22 protein-coding genes and 2 tRNA genes are annotated in these 20945 nt (G+C 35.1%); 14 read left to right on the top strand and 10 right to left on the bottom strand.

The window, feature by feature from the left end; genetic code table 11:
- The 5 genes from tsf to ribE form a co-directional block, all read right to left on the bottom strand.
- A complete protein-coding gene (tsf, locus tag CIGNP103_RS06980; RefSeq protein WP_086233915.1) occupies positions 1 to 1065 on the bottom strand; it encodes a translation elongation factor Ts in 1065 nt (354 codons plus the stop codon).
- Entirely contained in the window at positions 1065 to 1841 is a 777-nt protein-coding gene (gene rpsB, locus CIGNP103_RS06975; RefSeq protein WP_086226837.1) for a 30S ribosomal protein S2, read from the bottom strand. Before rpsB ends, tsf begins: the two co-directional genes overlap by 1 nt.
- 134 nt (positions 1842 to 1975) lie before the next feature.
- Positions 1976 to 2182, bottom strand: coding sequence for a hypothetical protein (locus tag CIGNP103_RS06970; RefSeq protein ID WP_086228726.1), 207 nt, complete (start codon positions 2180 to 2182; stop codon positions 1976 to 1978).
- Positions 2183 to 2185: 3 nt separating this feature from the next.
- Positions 2186 to 2866, bottom strand: a complete 681-nt coding sequence (gene pgeF, locus CIGNP103_RS06965; protein ID WP_086268829.1) for a peptidoglycan editing factor PgeF — start codon at positions 2864 to 2866, stop codon at positions 2186 to 2188.
- A complete protein-coding gene (ribE, locus tag CIGNP103_RS06960) occupies positions 2850 to 3461 on the bottom strand; it encodes a riboflavin synthase (protein ID WP_086268828.1) in 612 nt (203 codons plus the stop codon). The genes pgeF and ribE overlap by 17 nt, the downstream gene beginning before the upstream one ends.
- Positions 3462 to 3558: 97 nt before the next feature.
- On the opposite strand from ribE, the gene mnmG reads away from it, so the two are divergent.
- The 6 genes from mnmG (at position 3559) to CIGNP103_RS06930 (ending at position 8617) form a co-directional block, all read left to right on the top strand.
- On the top strand, positions 3559 to 5424 hold the full coding sequence (gene mnmG / locus CIGNP103_RS06955; protein WP_086241764.1) for a tRNA uridine-5-carboxymethylaminomethyl(34) synthesis enzyme MnmG: 1866 nt from the start codon (positions 3559 to 3561) through the stop codon (positions 5422 to 5424).
- Positions 5425 to 5578: 154 nt separating this feature from the next.
- Positions 5579 to 6085: a ubiquinol-cytochrome c reductase iron-sulfur subunit gene (petA, locus tag CIGNP103_RS06950; RefSeq protein WP_086225557.1), complete on the top strand. Its 507-nt coding sequence runs from the start codon at positions 5579 to 5581 to the stop codon at positions 6083 to 6085.
- A gap of 10 nt (positions 6086 to 6095) precedes the next feature.
- Positions 6096 to 7343: a cytochrome b gene (locus tag CIGNP103_RS06945; protein WP_086234996.1), complete on the top strand. Its 1248-nt coding sequence runs from the start codon at positions 6096 to 6098 to the stop codon at positions 7341 to 7343.
- Positions 7340 to 8365 (top strand): c-type cytochrome, encoded by a 1026-nt coding sequence (locus CIGNP103_RS06940; RefSeq protein WP_086241765.1) that lies wholly within the window; start codon positions 7340 to 7342, stop codon positions 8363 to 8365. The genes CIGNP103_RS06945 and CIGNP103_RS06940 overlap by 4 nt, the downstream gene beginning before the upstream one ends.
- 92 nt (positions 8366 to 8457) lie before the next feature.
- Positions 8458 to 8532, top strand: a tRNA-Gln gene (locus CIGNP103_RS06935).
- Positions 8533 to 8542: 10 nt separating this feature from the next.
- Positions 8543 to 8617, top strand: a tRNA-Met gene (locus tag CIGNP103_RS06930).
- Positions 8618 to 8624: 7 nt separating this feature from the next.
- Here the strand turns inward: CIGNP103_RS06930 and CIGNP103_RS06925 are convergent.
- Genes CIGNP103_RS06925 through CIGNP103_RS08420 form a run of 5 tightly spaced genes read right to left on the bottom strand, consistent with a single transcriptional unit; the run spans position 8625 to position 11568 of the window.
- Positions 8625 to 9884 (bottom strand): tyrosine-type recombinase/integrase, encoded by a 1260-nt coding sequence (locus CIGNP103_RS06925; RefSeq protein WP_086241766.1) that lies wholly within the window; start codon positions 9882 to 9884, stop codon positions 8625 to 8627.
- Positions 9885 to 9930: 46 nt separating this feature from the next.
- Entirely contained in the window at positions 9931 to 10284 is a 354-nt protein-coding gene (locus tag CIGNP103_RS06920) for a hypothetical protein (RefSeq protein ID WP_086241767.1), read from the bottom strand.
- Positions 10285 to 10295: 11 nt separating this feature from the next.
- Positions 10296 to 11264: a hypothetical protein gene (locus CIGNP103_RS06915; protein WP_086268827.1), complete on the bottom strand. Its 969-nt coding sequence runs from the start codon at positions 11262 to 11264 to the stop codon at positions 10296 to 10298.
- 19 nt (positions 11265 to 11283) lie between these two features.
- On the bottom strand, positions 11284 to 11418 hold the full coding sequence (locus CIGNP103_RS08425; RefSeq protein ID WP_272888209.1) for a hypothetical protein: 135 nt from the start codon (positions 11416 to 11418) through the stop codon (positions 11284 to 11286).
- A 24-nt stretch (positions 11419 to 11442) separates the two neighbouring features.
- Positions 11443 to 11568: a hypothetical protein gene (locus CIGNP103_RS08420; RefSeq protein ID WP_272888208.1), complete on the bottom strand. Its 126-nt coding sequence runs from the start codon at positions 11566 to 11568 to the stop codon at positions 11443 to 11445.
- A gap of 1019 nt (positions 11569 to 12587) precedes the next feature.
- Here CIGNP103_RS08420 and gyrA point away from each other — a divergent pair.
- From gyrA to CIGNP103_RS06875, 8 genes are all read left to right on the top strand, one after another.
- Positions 12588 to 15281 (top strand): DNA gyrase subunit A, encoded by a 2694-nt coding sequence (gyrA, locus tag CIGNP103_RS06910; RefSeq protein ID WP_086268826.1) that lies wholly within the window; start codon positions 12588 to 12590, stop codon positions 15279 to 15281.
- Positions 15282 to 15327: 46 nt separating this feature from the next.
- Positions 15328 to 15816 (top strand): LPP20 family lipoprotein, encoded by a 489-nt coding sequence (locus tag CIGNP103_RS06905; protein WP_086225565.1) that lies wholly within the window; start codon positions 15328 to 15330, stop codon positions 15814 to 15816.
- A complete protein-coding gene (locus CIGNP103_RS06900; RefSeq protein WP_086240817.1) occupies positions 15792 to 16184 on the top strand; it encodes a hypothetical protein in 393 nt (130 codons plus the stop codon). The genes CIGNP103_RS06905 and CIGNP103_RS06900 overlap by 25 nt, the downstream gene beginning before the upstream one ends.
- Positions 16185 to 16187: 3 nt before the next feature.
- Positions 16188 to 17336 carry a sigma-54-dependent transcriptional regulator gene (locus tag CIGNP103_RS06895; RefSeq protein ID WP_086225567.1) on the top strand — a complete coding sequence of 383 codons (1149 nt, stop codon included), beginning with the start codon at positions 16188 to 16190 and terminating at the stop codon, positions 17334 to 17336.
- Between the two features lie 75 nt (positions 17337 to 17411).
- The gene (locus CIGNP103_RS06890) at positions 17412 to 18446 is read left to right on the top strand and encodes an aspartate-semialdehyde dehydrogenase (protein ID WP_086233901.1); all 1035 of its coding nucleotides are present in this window, start codon (positions 17412 to 17414) and stop codon (positions 18444 to 18446) included.
- Positions 18439 to 18966, top strand: coding sequence for a YqhA family protein (locus CIGNP103_RS06885; RefSeq protein ID WP_086225569.1), 528 nt, complete (start codon positions 18439 to 18441; stop codon positions 18964 to 18966). The genes CIGNP103_RS06890 and CIGNP103_RS06885 overlap by 8 nt, the downstream gene beginning before the upstream one ends.
- A gap of 15 nt (positions 18967 to 18981) precedes the next feature.
- Positions 18982 to 20013 carry a uroporphyrinogen decarboxylase gene (hemE, locus tag CIGNP103_RS06880; protein WP_086229826.1) on the top strand — a complete coding sequence of 344 codons (1032 nt, stop codon included), beginning with the start codon at positions 18982 to 18984 and terminating at the stop codon, positions 20011 to 20013.
- Positions 20013 to 20921 carry a radical SAM protein gene (locus CIGNP103_RS06875; protein ID WP_086268825.1) on the top strand — a complete coding sequence of 303 codons (909 nt, stop codon included), beginning with the start codon at positions 20013 to 20015 and terminating at the stop codon, positions 20919 to 20921. The genes hemE and CIGNP103_RS06875 overlap by 1 nt, the downstream gene beginning before the upstream one ends.
- Positions 20922 to 20945 lie beyond the last annotated feature (24 nt).

Below are 20945 nucleotides of genomic sequence, written 5' to 3'. Positions count from 1 at the left end.
TTAAGCCATTTGAGCAGCTACTTCAGCAGCAAAATCCTCAGTCTTTTTCTCTAAGCCTTCGCCAACTTCGAATCTTACATAGCTTACAATTTCTATTTCGCCACCAAGTTTTTTAGCCTCTTCAGCTATTACTTGCTCGATAGTTTTTTTGTCATCCATTACATAGAATTGCCCTAAAAGAGTAAGTCGCTGGTCAAGTTGAGTATTGTCAGCTATGTATCTTTCTATTTGACCTGGAAGGATTTTATCCCATATAGCTTCAGGTTTGCCTTGTTTTCTTAGCTCCTCTTTTAATCTTTCAGTTGCTTTGGCTATCACTTCATCGCTTAATTGCGCTCTACTAGCAAATTCAGGTATTTTGTGAAGTGGTTTTTTAAGGCGGACTAGCTCTTCATTCTCTTTTTCAAGCTCACCTTTAAGAGCTAGATACTCTTTTTCTACAAAATCCGGGCTAAACTCTTTATAGCTTATAACTTGAGGTTTCATAGCCGCTGCATGCATACAAAGATTTCTTAAAAAATCGCCAATTTTGCTAGCTGTCGCTTCAGAGTCGCAAGCAGCGCCTATTAAGACACCAACACGGCTATTTGAGTGGATATATCCAGCTACAATTCCATTTTTGCTAGCTTTAATGGTTTCAAATCTTCTTACAACTAAATTTTCACCAATAGTAGCGATTTGGCTTTGGAAAAACTCTTCAAATTTAACCCCGCCAATGCTAGACTCTTTAAGTTCATCAATTGTGGTGATTGCGTTAGTTTGGACATGTAGAGTTGTATTTTTAACCAAATCAACAAATGTAGCATTTTTAGCCACAAAATCAGTTTCAGAGTTAATTTCTGTTATAGTAGCTGTTTTATTATCACTGCTTACAACTACGCTTACAAGACCTTCACTAGCTAAGCGGTCAGCTTTTTTAGCAGCTTTGCCAAGACCTTTTTCTCTTAGTATATCAACTGCTTTTTGCATATCTCCATTAGCTTCTTGAAGAGCCTTTTTACAATCCATCATTCCAGCTCCAGTGCTTTCACGGAGCTCTTTTACCATATTTGCGCTAATTTCCATTACTCTTCCTCGCCTTCAGCCATAGCTTCTTCTAATATTTCATCTTTTTCTTCTTGAGTTGGAGCTTCTATCTCTTCGCTGATTTCGCCATCTTGATCTCTTAAAGCTTTGCCCTCATTGATCGCTTCAGCCATCTCTTGGCAGAATAGCTGAACGCTTCTGATAGCGTCATCATTGCCTGGAATTGGGTAGTCAATGATATCTGGATCACAGTTTGTATCTATAGGAGCTACTACTGGTATTTTAAGTTTGTTAGCTTCTGCTACTGCGATTCTCTCTTTTACTGTGTCAATTACAAATATCATATCAGGGAGTGTTTTTATATTTCTGATACCGCCTAGAGTTGCTATTAACTTCTCTTTTTTGCGTCTTAGCATTAAAGCTTCTTTTTTGGTAAGTAAATTTATAGAGCCATCTTCTTCCATAGCTTCTATAACTTCAAGTTTTCTAATTGATTGTCTAATAGTCCCAAAATTCGTCATCATACCGCCAAGCCATCTGTGATTTACATATGGCATACCGCATTTTTCTGCGTATTCTTTGATAGCTACGCCGGCTTGTTTTTTAGTACCGACAAATAGTATTGTTTTGCCTTCAGCTGCTGCGTCTCTTACTATATTATAAGTATATCTGAAATATCTAATAGTTTTTTGTAAATCTATTATATAAATGCCTTTTCTCTCGCCAAAAATGAATTTTTTCATCTTTGGATTCCAGCGTCTTGTTTGGTGACCAAAATGCACACCACACTCTAGTAAATCTCTCATAGTAACCATGAGTTTCTCCTTAAAAAAATTTGATTAGTTTATTCCTCTATGCTCCTTAACAGCGACATTAACTGCAACTAAACAAGGATTAGCACATGTGAAATGAAGTGCGAATTGTAGCTAAATTTAACTTATTTTTTGCTTTATTTGCTAAGTTGAAATTTCTCTTTAATACTTTGAAGTGAAGAGAAAATTTCTGCGATTTTTTCTAGGTCGCTACTTTCTATTTCAAATTTTTTTGGGCGAAAAAATAGCTCCAAAAGTGTCAAATTCTCTCCAAATTCCAATCCATAATTCCTAGCATTTTGTGAGATTTTTAAAAGCTCGATATCGGTGAATTTCTCATACATAATTTATCCTTTTAACATTATAAAACCAGCAAATCTACCAGTTAAACCGCTCTTGCGATATGAGTAAAATCTATCATCACAGTGGCTGCAAATATCGCTAAATTCATAATCTTTGACACCGATACCATCAAGCTCAAATCGCAAAGCCCCATCTAAATCAAATTTAAAACCATCTTTAAATTTGTTAAATTCCACCAAATCCAAATCCCCAATTTCATAGCAATCTTTTTTGATATTTGGGCCAATTATAGTCTTGATATTTTTAGGATTTGAGCCCATTTTAGCTATTGTTTTGGTTATGATTTTTGAGATGGCTCCAGCTCTTCCAGCATGGATAGCTGAGATTAAATTTAGCTTTTTATCATATAAAAGCACAGGCGAACAATCAGCCACCATAACACATAGCCCAACTTGGGCTAAATTAGTAAAAATCGCATCGCAAGGCTCTAAAATTTGGTTAATACCGCTTAAATTTTGGACTATATCAGAGTGAATTTGCTCCATGAAAATTAATTTTTTGGCTTTAATTTTGTGAGCTAAAATCTCTCTATTTTGCTCTACTTTTAGCTTATCATCACCCACATGATAGGCTAAATTCAAACTCTCATAAACGCCCTTACTCACACCACCAAATTTGGTTGTAAAACCGGCAATAACCTTATCATTATCAATAGATACTAGCATAAAAATCAGCCTGTTGCCAAGTGAGAGTTTGGTTTTTTGAGTTTAAAATTCTATCAATATAACGAGCTAAAATATCGCTTTCTATATGGACTCTTCTACCTATTTGAAACTCACCAAATAGCGTATCTTTCATACTTATAGGTATCAAGGTTAGACGCATTAAATTTGAGTTGATATCATTGATTGTTAGGCTCACGCCCTCAACTGCGATAGCACCTTTTTTGGCTATTAGATGTAAAATTTCATTTGGTAATTCTATGATAAAATCCACCCCACTTGATAGTCTCTTAATACCTCTAATAACCCCAATAGCATCTATATGCCCTTGAATCAAATGCCCATCTATCCTATCGCCAATTTTCATAGCTGGTTCTATATGGACTCTGTTTTTGTAATTTTCTAAAGCCAATATATTAGCGCTTTCGCTGCTTAATTCTACTATAAATCCATCTTTATCAATCTTTGTTACGCTCAAACAAGCCCCATTTACCGCTATGCTATCACCTAAATTTGGTTTATGAGTAGCCTTGATACTTAGATTTTTACCATCAAAACTACGCACAACACCAATCTCACGAATTAGTCCATTAAACATAATCACCTCAAATTCGAATTGAGAAATTATAATCTAAATTTATAAATCTTTTACTATAAATTAGATAAAATCGCCCCTAAAAATCACAAGGCAAATTATGGAATATGATGTTATCGTAGTTGGTGGCGGACATGCCGGGATCGAGGCCTCACTCGCAGCAGCTAAAATGGGAGCTAAAACTCTATTAATCACAATTTTAGCCGAGCAAATCGGTGCAGCTAGCTGTAATCCCGCAATTGGCGGATTGGCCAAGGGACATTTAGTCAAAGAGATTGATGCTTTAGGTGGTCAAATGGGGCTTACGACTGATGAGTGCGGGATACAATTTCGCCTCTTAAATGAGAGTAAAGGTCCAGCAGTGCGTGGTAGTAGGGCTCAAATAGATATGGATAGATATCGAATTTATATGCGAAATTTGCTTTTAAACACACCAAATTTACAGATCACCCAAGAGATCGCTACTGAAATTTTAACGCAAAATAACAAAATAATAGGGGTAAAAACCCATTTAGACAACACCTATCACACGCAAAAACTCATCATAACAACAGGCACATTTCTCAATGGCTTAATCCATGTAGGAACCAATAAGCTAGAAGCTGGTCGTGTAGGCGAGTTAAGCTCAAAAGAGTTACCAGATTCTCTAAGATCTCTTGGCCTTGAAATGGGAAGATTAAAAACTGGAACATGCCCAAGAGTACTGGCAAGCTCAATTGATTTTAGTGTTTTAGAAATTCAAGATGGAGATACAGAGCCAGTGCCATTTAGTTTTAGAACTAAAAACTGGACTCCAAATCAACTTCCTTGCTACATAGCATACACAAATACAGACACACACGATATAATTAGGTCAAATTTCGATAGAGCGCCGCTATTTACAGGTCAGATAGAAGGAGTAGGGCCAAGGTATTGTCCAAGCATCGAAGATAAGATAAATCGCTTTGGAGATAGGGAGCGCCATCATCTATTTATAGAGCCTCAAACCTTAGAAGCGACTGAATACTATATAAATGGATTTTCAACTTCACTGCCTTATGATGCGCAAGTAGCAATGCTAAGGTCTATTAAGGGTTTTGAAAATGCGATTATTGTGCGCCATGGATATGCTATAGAGTATGATTATGTCAATCCAACTGAGCTTAAACACACCTTAGAGACTAAAAAGATTAGTGGGCTATATCTAGCAGGGCAGATAAATGGCACCACAGGATATGAAGAGGCCGCCGCTCAAGGGTTGATGGCTGGTATAAATGCTGCGTTGAATTTACAAAATAAAGAGCCTTTGATTTTACGCAGAGATGAGAGCTATATAGGGGTTTTGATCGATGATCTAGTCACAAAAGGGACAAAAGAGCCTTATAGAATGTTTACTAGCAGGGCGGAATTTAGATTACTTTTAAGAGAGGATAATGCGAATTTAAGGCTTAGTAAATATGGATTTGAGATAGGTTTGCTTGAAAAAGAGGCTTATGATGAGGTTGAGGCTTTAAGAGATGAATTACAAAAAGCTATGGAAATTCTGCTTACAAAAGAGATAACGCCTAATAAAGAAACTTTGGAATTTTTAGCCGCCATCGGTGAAGAGCCAATAAGTGAGAAGATAGCGCTACAAAAATTGGTCGCTAGAAAGAGCTTTGATGAAAATAAGCTTAGAAAGCTTGAGCCGTTTTTTGAGAATTTAAGCAAAAATTCAATAAATCAAATTCTCACAGAAGCGAAGTATTATCACTACATCGCACAACAGCATATAGAAGTTGAGAAGATGAAGGGGCTTTTAAATATCAAAATTCCAAATGATTTGGATTTTAAGACAATTAGTGGCTTGAGCAATGAAGTCATAGAGAAGTTAATCAAATTTGCTCCACCGACTTTAGCGGCCGCTTCAAATATCAGCGGAATCACTCCAGCGGCGATAGATATCCTTCATATCGCTATTAAAAGGCACAAATCTACACTTAGCTAAGCCAATGAGCTTGGCTACTTTTGTTTATAAAAACAATTCTAATTAAATAAAATTTTAACTTTAAAATGGTAGAATTAAAGTTTAGTTTCACTTTTATATTATAAAAGTTAGCTTAATTTCAATGCTAATAATTAAATCAATAGAAAGGAAAGAAATGTCTGTTCAAAAGCAAGAAAGACGAGATTTCATCGGAATGGCATTTGGCGCTGTCGCAGCTGTGGGTGGTGCTTTTGCTTTAGTTGGAATGAAAAAGTCTTGGGATCCACTTCCTAGCGTTAAAGCAGCAGGTTTTACCACAGTAGATCTAAGCCCTATGCAGCCTGGCGAATTTCGCCAAGTAGAGTGGCGTAAAAAGCCTATTTTTATCATTAAAAAAGATGAGAATATGAAGGCTAACCCTTCAAGAGATGTAGTGGTAGGTAATGAGAATTATATAGTTACAATCGGTCTTTGTACGCACCTTGGATGCATACCTAGCTGGAGTGCTAGTGATAAGATGTTTAAGTGTGCCTGTCATGGTGGAGAGTTTGATTCTGATGGTATGAATGTATTTGGTCCGCCACCACGCCCACTAGATATTCCACCATTTAAAATTGATGGGACTAAACTTGTGCTAGGCGAAGAAGGCCCTGAGTACAAAAAATTAGTCGCTACAGCGTAAGGGAGAATTTATGGCACATATTACAAAAGCTACAAGCGTAAGAGATTGGTTCGATCAGCGTATAGCTCTTACAAAGTTATGGAATGTCCTAGCAGGGCAATACTGGATACCTAAAAATATCAATTTTCTTTGGGCAATGGGTGTAGTTTTAACTGTACTTTTTACCCTACTTTTTATAAGCGGTTTATTATTGCTAATGTACTATAAACCAGATGCAAATTTAGCCTTTGATAGTGTGAATTACACTATTATGAAAGAGGTTGAGTATGGTTGGTTATGGCGTCATATTCACGCAGTTGCAGCCTCTGTTATATTTTTAATCATCTATATTCATGCATTTGTAGGTATTTACTACGGTTCATATAAAAAAGGTCGTGAGATGATTTGGATTAGTGGTATGCTACTTTTCTTAATATTCTCTGCTGAAGCATTTAGTGGATATATGCTACCATGGGGACAGATGAGCTACTGGGCAGCGCAAGTTATCACACAACTATTTGGTGGAATTCCATTTATTGGCGGTGCTCTTGTAGAGTGGATTAGAGGCGATTATGCAGTTAGCGATCCTACACTTACAAGATTCTTTATGCTTCATGTTTGCTTATTACCAATTGTTATCATAATGGTTATAGGTGTTCACTTCTATACTTTACGTATCCCTCATGTTAATAACCTTGAAGGTGAAGAGATTGATTTTGAACTAGAAGCTGAAAAATATCTAAAAGGCGATACTGTAAATTCAAAAGTTATTCCATTTTGGCCAGGATTTTTAAGTAAAGATTTCTTCTATGTATCTTTATTTATGATTTTCTTCTTCTATTTAGTAAGTTTCCATTTCAATTTTGCTATGGATCCAATCAACTTCGATCCTGCAAATGCTGCTAAAACTCCAACTCATATCTATCCTGAGTGGTATTTCTTATGGCAATATGAAATTTTACGCGGTTTCTTCTTTGATATTGGACCTTTAAAAGCAGCTGATATTGGTGCTTTAGCTATGGCGTTTGCTGGTATTTCGCTATTCTTTATGCCTCTATATGATAGAAGCGATGTAGTAGCTCCAGCTCATAAAAGAAAAGGTTTCTTTATATGGTTCTGGTTACTTATTATCGATTTAATTATCCTAACAGTGTATGGCAAACTTCCTCCAACAGGATTTAATGCTTGGATAGGATTCTTCTCTTCAGTTGGCTTCCTTGCGTTGCTACTTGTAGTACTTCCTATCATCACAATCAAGGAAAGAAAGGCAAATAAATGAAAGAATTAAAAGCGTTTTTAATTGTCGTCCTTGTTACAGGCGCTATTTATTGGGGTGTTGAGCCTTACGCACATTCAATTTTACACCCACACGTTGAACCAGCTAATTTTGACTTTGCCAAAGAGGATACAACTCTAGCAAAAACAAATGTAGAAAAAGCAGAAGCTGCTTTAAAAGCCGCTCAAACTAGCGGTGATAAAAGCATTATTGATGGTGCTACAAAAACTCTAGAAAATGCAAAAGCTGAACTAGAAAAATATAGTACATTTTGGGCAGACATCGAAAGTATAGACCTTGCAAAAGGCGATGCAGCTTCAGGTGCAAATTTAGTAGCAGCTGCTGGATGTACAGCATGCCACAGCATTAAATCAGCTGGTTTTGAACCGGCAATGGATGATAAAAGTGCTAGCGAGGCTTATGGTGTTGCTCCTCCGGATCTTAGCAATATCGGATATCTTTATGATGGCAAATTTCTAGCTGCCCTTATTAAAGATCCAGCTATGGCGTTAAAAGTTACTCATAAATTTAATGATACAAACCCATTTCCTATGACAGCTTTCTATGGTGCTGGCGGTGATTTAAATCAAGAAATAGCAGACTTAGTAGCATATTTCAAAAGCATAGCACCAAAAGAGATGAGTGATAGAGATGTATTTATAGAGTCTTGTGCTAGATGCCATGATATGAAATATGTAAATGTATTTGCTAATGGCAACAAACAAAGCATAGCAAATTATCTAGGTATGACGCCTCCTGATCTATCTATGTATATTAGATCTAGAAGTGAACTATATCTAAATAATTTCATCAATGATACCCAAAAAATGCTTCCAGGCACATCTATGCCGCGTGTAGGCTTAAATGAAAAAGCTCAAAAGCAAGTTATTGAGTATATGAGAGAAGCCGGTGATAGCAAAAAAGAAGAAAGAGAGACAACAGGTATCTATATCATGATTTATTTTGCTATTCTTAGTGTATTTGCTTGGGCATGGAAACGCAAAATCTGGTCTAAACTACACTAAAATTTAAATTTATTCAAGACTTAGAGCAAATTATTGCTTTAAGTCTTGACAAATATCAAAAAATATTGTATAATTACAACTCATTTTTAGATTGGGGTATCGCCAAGCGGTAAGGCAACAGGTTTTGGTCCTGTCATTCAGAGGTTCGAATCCTCTTACCCCATCCACCTCTTATGACGCGAGATGGAGCAGTGGTAGCTCATCGGGCTCATAACCCGAGGGTCGGGGGTTCAAGTCCCTCTCTCGCAACCAATCATCTTTAACACACACCTACACCAATTCCATCTCTTATATCATCAATATTTAGATGGACATACTTCAAACTACTCTGTATATTTTTATGTCCCAAATACTGCATCAGCCTATAAGCTGAAAACTTCTTTAGGCTAACCAAACGACTTGCTACAGTATGTCTTAAGGCATATTGGTTATACTCTTTAGCGTTTATTCGCTTATCAAAACCTAAAGCCTTATTCATATCTTTCCACCTTGATACACATATGCTGTGTGTCAAATTATTTATCTTACAATTCTTATAATTTTCTCTATCTAATCCTTTGTAACGACCTCTAGCTATTGAGTAATAAACTCCCTTCAGATATCCTTCAGGTTCCTTCAGGTATAACTCCATAGCTTTTGACCTTTCTAAAGATAAAGCTAAATTAACCCTATCGCATATATCACTTAAAAGTTTTAAGGTTATGCCACCTAAGGGTAAGGTTCTACTATTAGCGTTCTTAGTAGTCCCTACTTTTAATGTAGTAGAGTGTGTTTTTAAAGCTCTACTGATGGTAATAGTCTTGTTTTCTAAGTCTATATCACCTACCATAAGTTCATAGTATTCAGCTGGTCTTAGTCCTAGATTAGAGTTAATTACAAAATACTCATACATCTCTCTATCTACTAGGCTACCTGTCTTATCACTGATACTCTTAAAGTATTCAGCAATATCATTTATCTCAACATCGCTATAGCATACTATCTTAGTCTCTCTTATACTAGCTGCTAGCTTTTTAAAATTAGGTTTATTCTTAAACTCATAAACCCCAGTTCGCTCTAGCGTCTCAAAGGTTGTCCTAAGAGTGCTTAACAGGTGATTAAAGGTTCTCTCTTTGTACCGCTTACCATTTACACCACTGATTAACATAGTTCTTTTTAAGTTCATCAGTAGCTCTGTGGTAATAAGAGATAGGTCTAAATCACCAACCATTTTTATTAGAGTGTTAATCCTAGATGGTGGATTTTTATTGTCCTCCAAGTATTGCCACACGCTTTCTATCATATAGTCCCTAGCTTCACTAAGTAAGAAGGATTTGGTTTCTTTAGGTGGTTCTAATAACCACTCTAGATTATTAAAGCCTAATTGCCTAGGTGTTAATAGGGCTGCTTGTAGGCTAACCCTTAAATCCTTTTCGCATTTTTGTGCCACTTCTATATCAGTGGTGTTCCAAGTTCTTTGGTATCTTTTACCATTTATATAAAAGTCGCTTTTGTAGCGACCATCTTTTAATTTAAACATACCTTATCGCCTTTGCTTATATTATAAGACCCTCTTATAATTTTGCTTAACTTCTCTCCTTTCTTAATAAGTTTTCTATAAACTCCCTTCCTTTTGGCGTTATAAATAACTTTCTAGCTAAGTTTCTCGTATCTCTATCATCATAGGCTTTACCTATAAAACCATTATCATAGAGATATCTAGCGTGAATGCTGGTATTAGCCTTATTCCAGCCTAGTAACTCAGCATAGAAAGCCTGTGTTTCTCCTTCGTGTTTTGCTATTGTAAATAACAATATAAAAAGCTTTATAGAATAACTTTTTACAGCATTACCATTACCATTAGTAGGTGGTCTAAACTCATCTAATCTATTTAAAAGCGTTAGAGCTTCACTGACCCTATCTAAATATATGTTTTGCATTCTGTTCTCCTTTATATTAACTTTGCTTTAATTGCTTTATCTAATGCTTTATCATCTTCTAATGCTCTATAAACATCAGGATTAAACCTTTCATCAACTAATTCTACTATCTCCCAATCTTCTACCGTTTTCTCTAGCCTATAATTACTATCACCAGTTTTAGGGTGGATTGTTATATATAGCTTTCTAAAAGCCTGTGGTTTTTTCACAATCCCTAACTCCCCCTTATGTCTCTCATAAAGAGTATAAAAACTTATCGATGAATTATTAAACACAGTCTTAGAGCTAAAGAGTTTATTAAAAGACCTACCGTCCATCTCGGTATTATGCACAAAACGCCCAATACCTTGTACATATTTTTCATATTTCTTTAGCTTTGCTATCTCTATAACTATCCTTCTATCTTTCGTAGTTACTTCTATAGTTCTAACTCTATCAACAAGTTTAAAACATATCTTAGCATTTGACCAGTTATGATATCTACTTAAATGTATTTTCTCATAGGTTATAGGATACCTATACATAGTATGCCCCTTTAGTATCCTACACTCAGCTTCAGCCTTCTCCTTTAGCTCCTTTGGTATTAAGCTCAAACCCATTAGCTGCAACTGAGCTATGTAGGTAACATCACTATCACTATCATATCTAAACCCATTATTCCTAGCTGTTAGCCATAATGAACGCCCTGAGTTATGCCCTGATAATACCCCAGTAGCCCCTATACAGAATATAAACCCAATTACAATAACTGCTATAAACCAAGGGTTATATCCATAGGCTATACAAGCAAGCAAGGCTATACCCCACACAGCCCATATTCTTAATAGCAATTCGTTAGCTTTTGCTATTTCTTCATCAGATTTCTTTGGTAGTTCGCCTGTTCTAAGCAACTCTATATCGTTCTTAAAATGTTCCCTAACCCATATAGGGTCAGCGTGATGGGCTTCTATTATCCCACCTTGAGCTTTTATAATTGCCATTTATATTCCTTTCACTATCTTAAAACTCAATACTATGTTTCATATCATATAGAGCGTCTTTAAAACCATTGATATAAGCTATATACCAATCTTCAGCTCCCTTTAGGTTCTCTTTAGATAGTTCAGCTTTGGATACTTCATAACCTTGCTCCATAGCTTTATTATATCCTTCGATATATCATTGCTCTAGTTCTTTACTACTGTTATTATCCCAATAAGAATAATATAATTCACTCTTAGACAACGCCTTATAAAGCGTATCATCATCTACAAAAAATGGCTTAGATGATAGCTCATCAACCATTAGGTATATAGATATAGCCTAAAGGGTCTTTAGCGATTTATGAGCCGTTTAGATAGCTTTATGAGCCTATATAACTTTAGCGTATCTCTTTTTATTTGAGTACTTAATATTATTGATATCTTTCATATACTCATTTAAGAATTCTTCATCTACACGACGCTAGTAATCCTCTCTCGCAACCAATAATACTTTTTATATAATTCATCTTATTTTGTATAAATCTATTTAAATCTCAATATTGTAATTTTGATATGATTAATGTAAAATAATTTTTAGTATTTTAAGGAGTATTGTTACTCTTAGGAGTATTTTACACTAATCAAGGATATAAAATGAGCAGAGCATCAAATACAAATTTACAAGATAAAGACATAAGAAAATTACAAATATTAGACTAAAAGATAAGTAGAATAGTTGGTAAATTATATACTTAGCATTTATGCTATTTGAGCTACTATTTACAACTCTAGTAATATAATCAACAGTAGTTTTTCCTACACCCACCGCCTTTTTCGTTGATAATTGCAATAGTCATTTTATCTCTTTGATATAATAATTATTATATAAATATATATATTGATTATATTCCTTAGCATTATGGCGCAAATTAAACCCTAGTGTTTCATTATCTTTTTAACTATAGTCACTTTGGGATTAGCTTAGATCAGTTATTTTGCAATTTAAATAATTACCCTTGTCAAATCCTTAACTTTACCACTAGCTATAATGGATCAAAGCTCTCTATTTTAATCATAGTAGAATACACCATTGGCAAATCAATCCCCTCTTGGTCAATTTGGATCAAAGCTCTCTATTTTAATCATAGTAGAATACCTTTTAACTGCTCTGATAATGGTCTATATACTAAAACTTAACAAAAAACAATCAAGCATAGTCTTGACTTCACCACTCTTATTATCTACTTTATAAAGTGTGATTTAAATAAAATAATTCCATACTTTTTAGCTAATATTTATTAAATTTGGATAAAATATTGAGCAGATTTTTCAAGGAAAAAGATGGAAGATAATATTTTTAACTCAAATCAAGATGTAACAACCATAGATGTAGAGGACTCGATAAAAGCTAGCTATCTAGACTATTCGATGAGCGTTATTATTGGTAGAGCTTTGCCTGATGCTAGAGATGGGCTAAAGCCAGTACATAGAAGAATCCTATATGCTATGAATGACTTAGGCGTAGGTAGTCGCAGCCCATACAAAAAGTCCGCTCGTATCGTAGGTGATGTAATTGGTAAATACCATCCACACGGCGATACAGCTGTATATGATGCGTTAGTTAGAATGGCTCAGAGCTTCTCTATGAGAATTCCAGCTGTAGATGGCCAAGGAAACTTCGGCTCAGTAGATGGTGATAACGCAGCTGCGATGCGTTATACTGAAGCTAGAATGACGGTTTTAGCTGAAGAGTTATTAAAAGATTTAGATAAAGATACTGTTGATTTTATTCCAAACTATGATGATAGCATGGTTGAGCCAGATGTACTTCCAGCTAGAGTGCCAAATTTACTCTTAAATGGCTCAAGCGGTATTGCAGTAGGTATGGCAACAAATATTCCGCCACATAGCCTTGATGAGCTTGTAGATGGGCTTTTGGTATTACTTGATGACAAGGATGCCACACTAGAAGATATAATGGCTCATATCAAAGGTCCAGACTTTCCAACTGGCGGTATAATCTTTGGTAAAAAAGGGATAATAGAAGCTTATCGCACCGGTAGAGGTAGGATTAAGCTGCGAGCCAAAACTCATATAGAAAAAAAGCAAAATAAAGATGTAATAGTAGTAGATGAACTACCATATCAAGTAAATAAAAGCAAACTACACTCTGATATTGCTGAATTAGTAAAAGAGAAGCAAATAGAAGGTATTAGCGAGGTGCGTGATGAGAGCGATAGAGATGGAATTCGTCTTGTTATCGAGCTTAAGCGTGATGCTATGAGTGATATTGTCTTAAATAATCTATTTAAATCAACTCAAATGGAAGTAACATTTGGGGTAATTATGCTAGCTATAAATAATAAAGAACCAAAGATATTTTCACTAATTGAGCTTTTAAGACTATTCTTAAACCATAGAAAAACAGTAATTATTAGAAGAACTATCTTTGATTTACAAAAAGCTAGAGCTAGAGCGCACATTTTAGAAGGGCTAAAAATCGCTTTAGATAATATAGATGATGTGATAGCTTTGATTAAGACAAGTGCTGATACAAATATCGCTAGAGATGGATTGATGGCTAAATTCGGTCTAAGCGAGCTGCAAAGTAATGCAATATTGGATATGAGATTAAGCAAACTCACTGGATTAGAGCGTGAAAAACTAGAGGCTGAGCTAAAAGAGATCTTAGAATTAATTAATAAGCTTGATGCGATCTTAAAAAGCGAGGAGCTAATTGAAGCCATTATAAAAGATGAGCTTTTAGAGATCAAATCTAAATTTAAATGTCCAAGAATTACTGAAATTATCGATGATTATGACGATATTGACGTAGAAGACCTAATCCCTAATGAAAATATGGTAGTAACCATCACTCATAGGGGTTATATCAAGCGTGTACCAAGTAAAAGTTATGAAAAACAAAAACGTGGCGGTAAAGGCAAAGTCGCAGTAACTACATATGATGATGATTTTATAGAGAGTTTCTTTACTTGTATGAGTCATGATACGCTGATGTTTGTAACTGATCGTGGGCAACTATATTGGCTAAAAGTATATAAAATCCCAGAAGGCAGTCGCACCGCTAAAGGAAAAGCTGTAGTAAATTTAATCAATCTTCAACCAGATGAAAAGATTAAAGCAATTATCCCGACTACTGATTTTTCTAAAAATAAATCTTTAGCATTCTTTACTAAAAATGGTCTTGTAAAAAGAACAAATTTAAGCGAATATCAAAACATCAGAAGTATCGGTGTTAAAGCTATAAATTTAGATGAAAACGATGAATTAGTAACAGTAGTTATAGCCACAAGTGACTATGATGAAAAAGTAGTAGATGACCCAGATATAATAGTAGAAAATGAGCTTGAAGAGAGTGGATTTGATGCTCTTGAAGAGGTTATTGATAGCGAAATAGAAGCAATATCCGAACTTGAAGAGAGCGAGATAGAACATATTCTTGAAAGTATTGATGAGCTTCCAGAATCTAGTGATGAAAAGATGTTATTTGTCGTAACTAAAAAAGGTATGTGTATTAAATTTCCACTAAGCAAAGTTAGACAAATTGGCCGTGTGGCTCGTGGAGTAACCGCTATTAGATTTAAAGAAGAAGGCGATGAAGTAGTAGGTGCTGTCGTTATAGAGAACGATACGCAAGAAATTCTAAGCGTTAGCCAAAAAGGTATAGGCAAACGTACAACTGCTGATGAGTACAGACTTCAAAGTCGTGGCGGTAAAGGTGTTATTTGTATGAAACTAACATCAAAAACCAAAGACCTAGTCGGTGTAGTTATGGTAGATGAAAGCATGGATTTAATGGCTCTTACAAGCAGCGGTAAGATGATTAGAGTAGATATGCAAACAATCAGAAAAGCTGGTCGCAACACAAGTGGCGTAATCGTTGTAAATGTCGGTAGCGATGAAGTTGTCAGCATTGCAAGATGCCCTAAAGAAGAGAGCGATGATCAAGATATGGATATCATCGATGATGATTTTATAGCTGAACAAATGGCTAAAATTGAAGAAGTGGAATAATATTTGCTTTATAAAATTTAAATTCAAATTTAAAAGGTTGTAAGGTATGAAAAGAGTTTTATACACACTGGTTGCAGGTTTAGCATTAGCAGGTTGTGCAAATGCATCTGGTTCTAATCAACAACCAGCTGAAGTAATTGTCCAAAAAGTCGATAAAGAGGATATTAGAGAGATCATTCAAAATGAAAAAATGATCCCAGCTATGAATGCTGATAATGAGGTAGCATTTAGTGCTATTGGCGAGGGAATTCCGCCGCTTGATACTGTGAGTCCGGCTCAGGCTCGTGCATTAGCTAAACGTTCAGCAATTACAGATGGTCATAGACAGCTAGCAGCTAAACTTTATGGTGTTAAAATTAATGCTAAAGATACAGTAAAAGATGCAATGTTGCAAAGTTCAGTTATTGAAGGTAGAGTTTTAGGCCTTATCAAAAATGCTTCAGTAATCAACCAAGACTTTAAAGATGGTTTATATAGAGTTGAAATGGAGCTAAAAATAGATAGAGAAAAGTGGCTAGAACTTTTTGCTTATTAATATTTGCACTAAATAACCTATTTGGCGGTGATGAGTTTATCTTTTGGGCTAGATTAATTACCGTCAATGGGATACTTAGTAGCGATGAGATCACTATATCTAGATCGATGGTTAAAGGATATAAAAGTAGTCAAATTATATGCTCTATCCCAATCTCAAAACCGACAGATTTAACTACTTATGAGTATTTAAATTTACACAAAAATGAACTATTTGACTGCTTTGTTTCAGAAGAAGTAAGAATTCTAGATAACTCAACTACATATCCAAACTCAGCTCTTTTTACCACAGAATTAACTATCGCCCCTATCCGCTTTATAGTGGAATTTAAGCCCCAAGGTGCTACAATAAGCAAAATTATAAGGTAAATCATGAATGTTGTAATTGTAGAAGATGATATAAATATGCGTAAATCCCTGGAGATCGCTTTAGGTGATTATAATGAGTTTAGTGTAAAATCTTATAAAAGTGCTACTGAAGCACTTAAAAAATTAAGTAATGATACTGATGTCATAGTAACTGATATAAACATGCCTGGAATGGATGGACTAGAGTTTATAAAAGAACTTGGTGGCAAATACGATGTAATTATTATGACAGGAAATGCTACACTAAATAGGGCTATTGAGAGTGTTCGCCTTGGGGTGAAGGATTTTTTGACCAAGCCATTTGATATTGATACTTTAGCTACAGCAATTAAACGAACTAGCGCAATAACTCAAAAAACTAAAACTAAAACACCAGATACCACCACAGAGATAAAAAGTAGTAATTTTTTAGCCGCTTCTGCAAATTTAGACAAAACTCTAAATATTGCCAAAAAGGCAGCCCAAACTGATGTAAGCGTGATGATAATGGGAGAGAGTGGCGTAGGTAAAGAGCTTTTTAGCAGATATATCCATGAAAATTCAAAGCGAAAAAATTCAGCATTAATGGCTATTAATATGGCTGCAATACCTGAAAATTTACTTGAAAGTGAACTATATGGATATGAAAAGGGTGCTTTTACCGATGCTACAGCAACTAAAAAAGGGCTTTTTGAACTAGCAAATGGTGGAACTCTATTTTTAGATGAGATTGGAGAGATGCCACTAAATTTACAACCTAAGCTTTTGCGTGCGATTCAAGAGCGTGAGATCGTTCGTGTAGGAGCTAGCAAACCAATTAAAATAGATGTAAGAATCGTAAGCGCAACCAATGCGAATTTAGAACAAAAAGTTGCAAATGGTGAGTTTAGAGAGGATCTATTTTATCGTTTAAATACTGTTCCGCTTAAAATCCCACCACTTAGAGAACGCAAAGATGAGATTGTAGATATCGCAAATGCTACACTTAAGCGAGTTTGTGTTGAGTATGAATTAGGTCAAAAAGAGTTTAGTCAAGAGGCTATTGATGAGCTTTTAAATTATGATTATCCAGGTAATATTAGGGAGCTTATTAGTATTGTTGAGCGCGCTGCTATACTAAGTGAAGGTAGTAGTATTAGTAAAGAGGATCTGTTTATTTACGCTAAAAAGTAATTTAAATTCAAATTTGACTTATATTAAGCTAAATTTAGATAAAATAGCGACCTAAATTTAAATCTAAGGCGTAGTATGAGAAAGTATAGTATAGCAGTAGTTGGAGCTACTGGAGCTGTAGGCGAAGAGATTTTTCGTGTTTTAGAAGAGATGGATTTTCCAGTTGGCGATGTGTTGCCGCTTGCAAGTGCAAAGAGTGTTGGGAAAGAGATTGAATTTAAAGGCAAAAATTATCCAATTGTAGAGCTTACTGATACTGTATTTGACGAGCATGAAGTAGATATTGCATTTTTTAGTGCTGGCGGTAGCATATCGGCTCATTTTGTACCATTTGCAGCAGCAAGCGGAGCAATAGTTATAGATAATACTAGCCATTTTAGAATGGATCCAGAAGTGCCATTAGTAGTGCCTGAGTGTAATCCAGAAGACATTGCTCAATGGCAAAATAAAGGCATAATAGCAAATCCAAACTGCTCTACAATCCAGATGGTGCAAGTGTTAAAACCTCTTGATGATGCTTTTGGTATCCAAAGAGTAGATGTAAGCACATATCAAGCTACAAGTGGTGCGGGTAAAAAAGGAATGGAAGAGTTGGTTATGCAGATGCAAAAATTCTTTGAATTTAAGCTTGATGAGTGTGAGCCAAGTGCATTTAAACACCAAATAGCACTAAATGTAATTCCACATATTGATGTGTTCTTAGATAATGATTACACAAAAGAAGAGATGAAAATGGTTAAAGAGACCCAAAAAATCCTTCACAAAGATATACAAGTGAGTGCAACTTGTGTGCGTGTGCCAGTTCTTAGAAGTCATAGCGAGAGCATAACTATTAAATTTAAAACTCCAATTGATGCACAAAAAGCAACTCAAATTCTAAAAAATGCTCCAAGCGTTGTAGTTCAAGATAGTCCAAAAGATAATCTTTATCCAATGCCAATTCACGCAAGTGATACAAATGAGACATATGTAGGCAGAATCAGAAAAGATAATTATGATGATAGCATATTACATTTATGGTGTGTGGCTGATCAGATTAGAGTTGGTGCAGCGACAAATGCGGTTAGAATCGCACAAAAATGGATAGAGATGCAAGAGCAGAATGGATAATATTAAAAACAAGATAGAAAGGCTATTTGAAGGGCTTTTGTGGAAGTCTAGAATGGTAACCTTGCTTCCAGTGATCTTTGGATTGCTAGGAGCTTTTGTGATGTTTATTGTTGCTAGTTATGATATTGTTAAGGTAATAGTTTATGCATGGAATTACCTAATTCTAGGCGACCATAGTGTAGATCTGCATAGCGATGGCGTAGCTCTTATTATTGGGGCTATAGATCTGTATTTGATGGCATTGGTCTTTTTTATCTTTAGTTTTGGGATTTATGAGCTTTTTATTAGTGAAATTGATACAACTAAGAGTTCTAGACAGGCTAGAGTGCTTGAAGTGCATAGTTTAGACCAGCTAAAAGATAAGATAGGTAAAGTCATTGTGATGGTTTTAGTGGTTAATTTCTTTCAGCGTGTTTTGCACGCTAAATTTACTACACCTCTTGAGATGGTCTATCTAGCGTTATCTATTTTAGCTCTTTGTTTAGGCTTATATTTCTTGCATAAGAGTTCACATCATTAGGATTAAAGGATATTTATGATTTTTATAGATGCATGTTTAGGCAAAAAAACTCCTTATACTCCAGTTTGGATGATGCGTCAAGCTGGTAGATATCTGCCTGAGTATATGAGAGTTAGAGCTGAGGCTGGGGATTTTTTATCACTTTGTAAGGATTATGAAAAAGCTAGCGAGGTTACACTTCAACCAGTTGATATTTTAGGCGTAGATGCAGCAATTTTATTTAGCGATATATTAGTAGTACCTATGGAGATGGGTATGGAGCTTAAATTTGTAAAAGGCGAAGGCCCGGTATTTCCTAAGCCAATTGCTACAATGGAGGACTTAGATAGACTAAGTAGCGATAAAGCAATTAAAAATCTAAGCTATGTCTATGATACAATTAAATTAACTAGAGATAAGCTAGCCAAAGATAAAGCTTTAATAGGATTTTGTGGTGCTCCATGGACGATTGCTACATATATGATAGAAGGAGGCAGCACAAAAACATATAATATCTGTAAAAAGATGGTATATGATAATCCTCAATTCCTTCATGCTATTCTTCGCAAGGTAACAAATGCTCTTAAGTTATATCTAGCTGAGCAGATAAAATCTGGAGTAAATGCTGTTCAGATTTTTGATAGTTGGGCTGGAGCATTAGAAAAAAGTGCTTATATGGAATTTGGATTTAGCTATATTAATGAGATTGTTGATTATCTAAAAGCAAACTTCCCAGATACTCCTATAATAGTATTTCCTAAAGGAATTAGCGGATTTTTAGATGATATTAGTGGTAATTTTGATGTATTTGGTGTGGATTGGAGCACCCCGCTTGCTAATGCTAAAAAATCTTTAGGTGCTAAATATATTTTACAAGGCAATATGGAGCCTACAAGATTGTATAACAAAGATGCGATTGATGAAGGCGTAGATGAAATTCTATCTATAATGGGCGGCAAAAGACATATATTTAATCTTGGTCATGGTATTTTACCAGATATTCCAGTTGAACATGCTAAATATTTTATCAAATCTGTCCAAGAAAAATCTGCAAAATATGCAAAATAATGGGATATAAATTTATATTTGGTCCAGTGAGTAGCCGCCGCTTTGGCAGCTCTCTTGGGATTGACCTTAGTCCAGATCAAAAAAGCTGTAATTTTGATTGCTTATATTGTGAGTTAAAAAAAGCTAAAACCATCAGAGCTATAAAAAATGAACCAAATTCCAAAGTTATAATAAATGAGCTTAAAAATGCTCTTAATGAGTTTAAAGATATCGATGTTATCACGCTTACGGCTAATGGCGAGCCAAGTCTATATAGCGATTTATCAAATTTAATTACTCAGATAAATACTCTTAAAACCACGCAAAAATCACTAATTCTTAGCAATGGTAGTGCTGTTTTAAATCCTAATGCTATTGAGGCTCTTTTAAACCTTGATATTGTGAAGTTTAGCCTTGATAGTGCAAATCAAAAGACATTTCGCAAAATTGATAGAAGTATTGATAATATAGATGTAGATAAGTTAGTAGGGCTTATGTCGCAATTTAGATCTAAATTTAAAGGCGAGCTTATTATGGAGGTTTTGGTTGTAGCTGGATATAATGATAACGATGATGAGTTTATGGCTTTAAATAGAGCTTTTAAAAAGATTTTACCTAATAGAATAGATATCAGCACTATAGATCGCCCACCAGCTCATAATGTTAGAGGCGTTAGTAGTGAAACATTACACTATTTAGCAACTTTTATAGATGCTGCACCAGTTAGTATAGCCTCTAGAACCCCTTTAAAATCTAAATTTGATTATAGTAAAGATGAACTTGAAAAGCTTTTAAAACTTCGCCCTCAAAGTTTATATGATATAGAAAACAACTTTACTACAAATGCAAAGATAAATTTAGAAACGCTGATAAATGAAGGCAAGGTTATAGAATGCGATTTAGCTGGGATGAAATTTTATAGAATTTGAAAAAAATTTCTAATTTAAGCTAAA

The organism is Campylobacter sp. P0103 (assembly GCF_002139545.1).
Lineage (GTDB): Bacteria > Campylobacterota > Campylobacteria > Campylobacterales > Campylobacteraceae > Campylobacter > Campylobacter devanensis.
This window is presented reverse-complemented; position numbering and strand designations above follow the sequence as displayed.

Excerpts from the sequence above, each read along its gene's own strand:
- CIGNP103_RS06915 (WP_086268827.1), bottom strand. The coding sequence starts at position 11,264 with ATGGCAATTATAAAAGCTCAAGGTGGGATAATAGAAGCCCATCACGCT.
- hemE (WP_086229826.1), top strand. The coding sequence starts at position 18,982 with ATGATTTTTATAGATGCATGTTTAGGCAAAAAAACTCCTTATACTCCA.
- ribE (WP_086268828.1), bottom strand. The coding sequence starts at position 3,461 with ATGTTTAATGGACTAATTCGTGAGATTGGTGTTGTGCGTAGTTTTGAT.
- petA (WP_086225557.1), top strand. The coding sequence starts at position 5,579 with ATGTCTGTTCAAAAGCAAGAAAGACGAGATTTCATCGGAATGGCATTT.
- mnmG (WP_086241764.1), top strand. The coding sequence starts at position 3,559 with ATGGAATATGATGTTATCGTAGTTGGTGGCGGACATGCCGGGATCGAG.
- rpsB (WP_086226837.1), bottom strand. The coding sequence starts at position 1,841 with ATGGTTACTATGAGAGATTTACTAGAGTGTGGTGTGCATTTTGGTCAC.
- CIGNP103_RS06895 (WP_086225567.1), top strand. The coding sequence starts at position 16,188 with ATGAATGTTGTAATTGTAGAAGATGATATAAATATGCGTAAATCCCTG.
- CIGNP103_RS06925 (WP_086241766.1), bottom strand. The coding sequence starts at position 9,884 with ATGTTTAAATTAAAAGATGGTCGCTACAAAAGCGACTTTTATATAAAT.
- CIGNP103_RS06945 (WP_086234996.1), top strand. The coding sequence starts at position 6,096 with ATGGCACATATTACAAAAGCTACAAGCGTAAGAGATTGGTTCGATCAG.
- pgeF (WP_086268829.1), bottom strand. The coding sequence starts at position 2,866 with ATGCTAGTATCTATTGATAATGATAAGGTTATTGCCGGTTTTACAACC.
- CIGNP103_RS08420 (WP_272888208.1), bottom strand. The coding sequence starts at position 11,568 with ATGGTTGATGAGCTATCATCTAAGCCATTTTTTGTAGATGATGATACG.
- CIGNP103_RS06875 (WP_086268825.1), top strand. The coding sequence starts at position 20,013 with ATGGGATATAAATTTATATTTGGTCCAGTGAGTAGCCGCCGCTTTGGC.
- CIGNP103_RS08425 (WP_272888209.1), bottom strand. The coding sequence starts at position 11,418 with ATGGAGCAAGGTTATGAAGTATCCAAAGCTGAACTATCTAAAGAGAAC.
- CIGNP103_RS06885 (WP_086225569.1), top strand. The coding sequence starts at position 18,439 with ATGGATAATATTAAAAACAAGATAGAAAGGCTATTTGAAGGGCTTTTG.
- tsf (WP_086233915.1), bottom strand. The coding sequence starts at position 1,065 with ATGGAAATTAGCGCAAATATGGTAAAAGAGCTCCGTGAAAGCACTGGA.
- CIGNP103_RS06970 (WP_086228726.1), bottom strand. The coding sequence starts at position 2,182 with ATGTATGAGAAATTCACCGATATCGAGCTTTTAAAAATCTCACAAAAT.
- gyrA (WP_086268826.1), top strand. The coding sequence starts at position 12,588 with ATGGAAGATAATATTTTTAACTCAAATCAAGATGTAACAACCATAGAT.
- CIGNP103_RS06905 (WP_086225565.1), top strand. The coding sequence starts at position 15,328 with ATGAAAAGAGTTTTATACACACTGGTTGCAGGTTTAGCATTAGCAGGT.
- CIGNP103_RS06890 (WP_086233901.1), top strand. The coding sequence starts at position 17,412 with ATGAGAAAGTATAGTATAGCAGTAGTTGGAGCTACTGGAGCTGTAGGC.
- CIGNP103_RS06940 (WP_086241765.1), top strand. The coding sequence starts at position 7,340 with ATGAAAGAATTAAAAGCGTTTTTAATTGTCGTCCTTGTTACAGGCGCT.
- CIGNP103_RS06920 (WP_086241767.1), bottom strand. The coding sequence starts at position 10,284 with ATGCAAAACATATATTTAGATAGGGTCAGTGAAGCTCTAACGCTTTTA.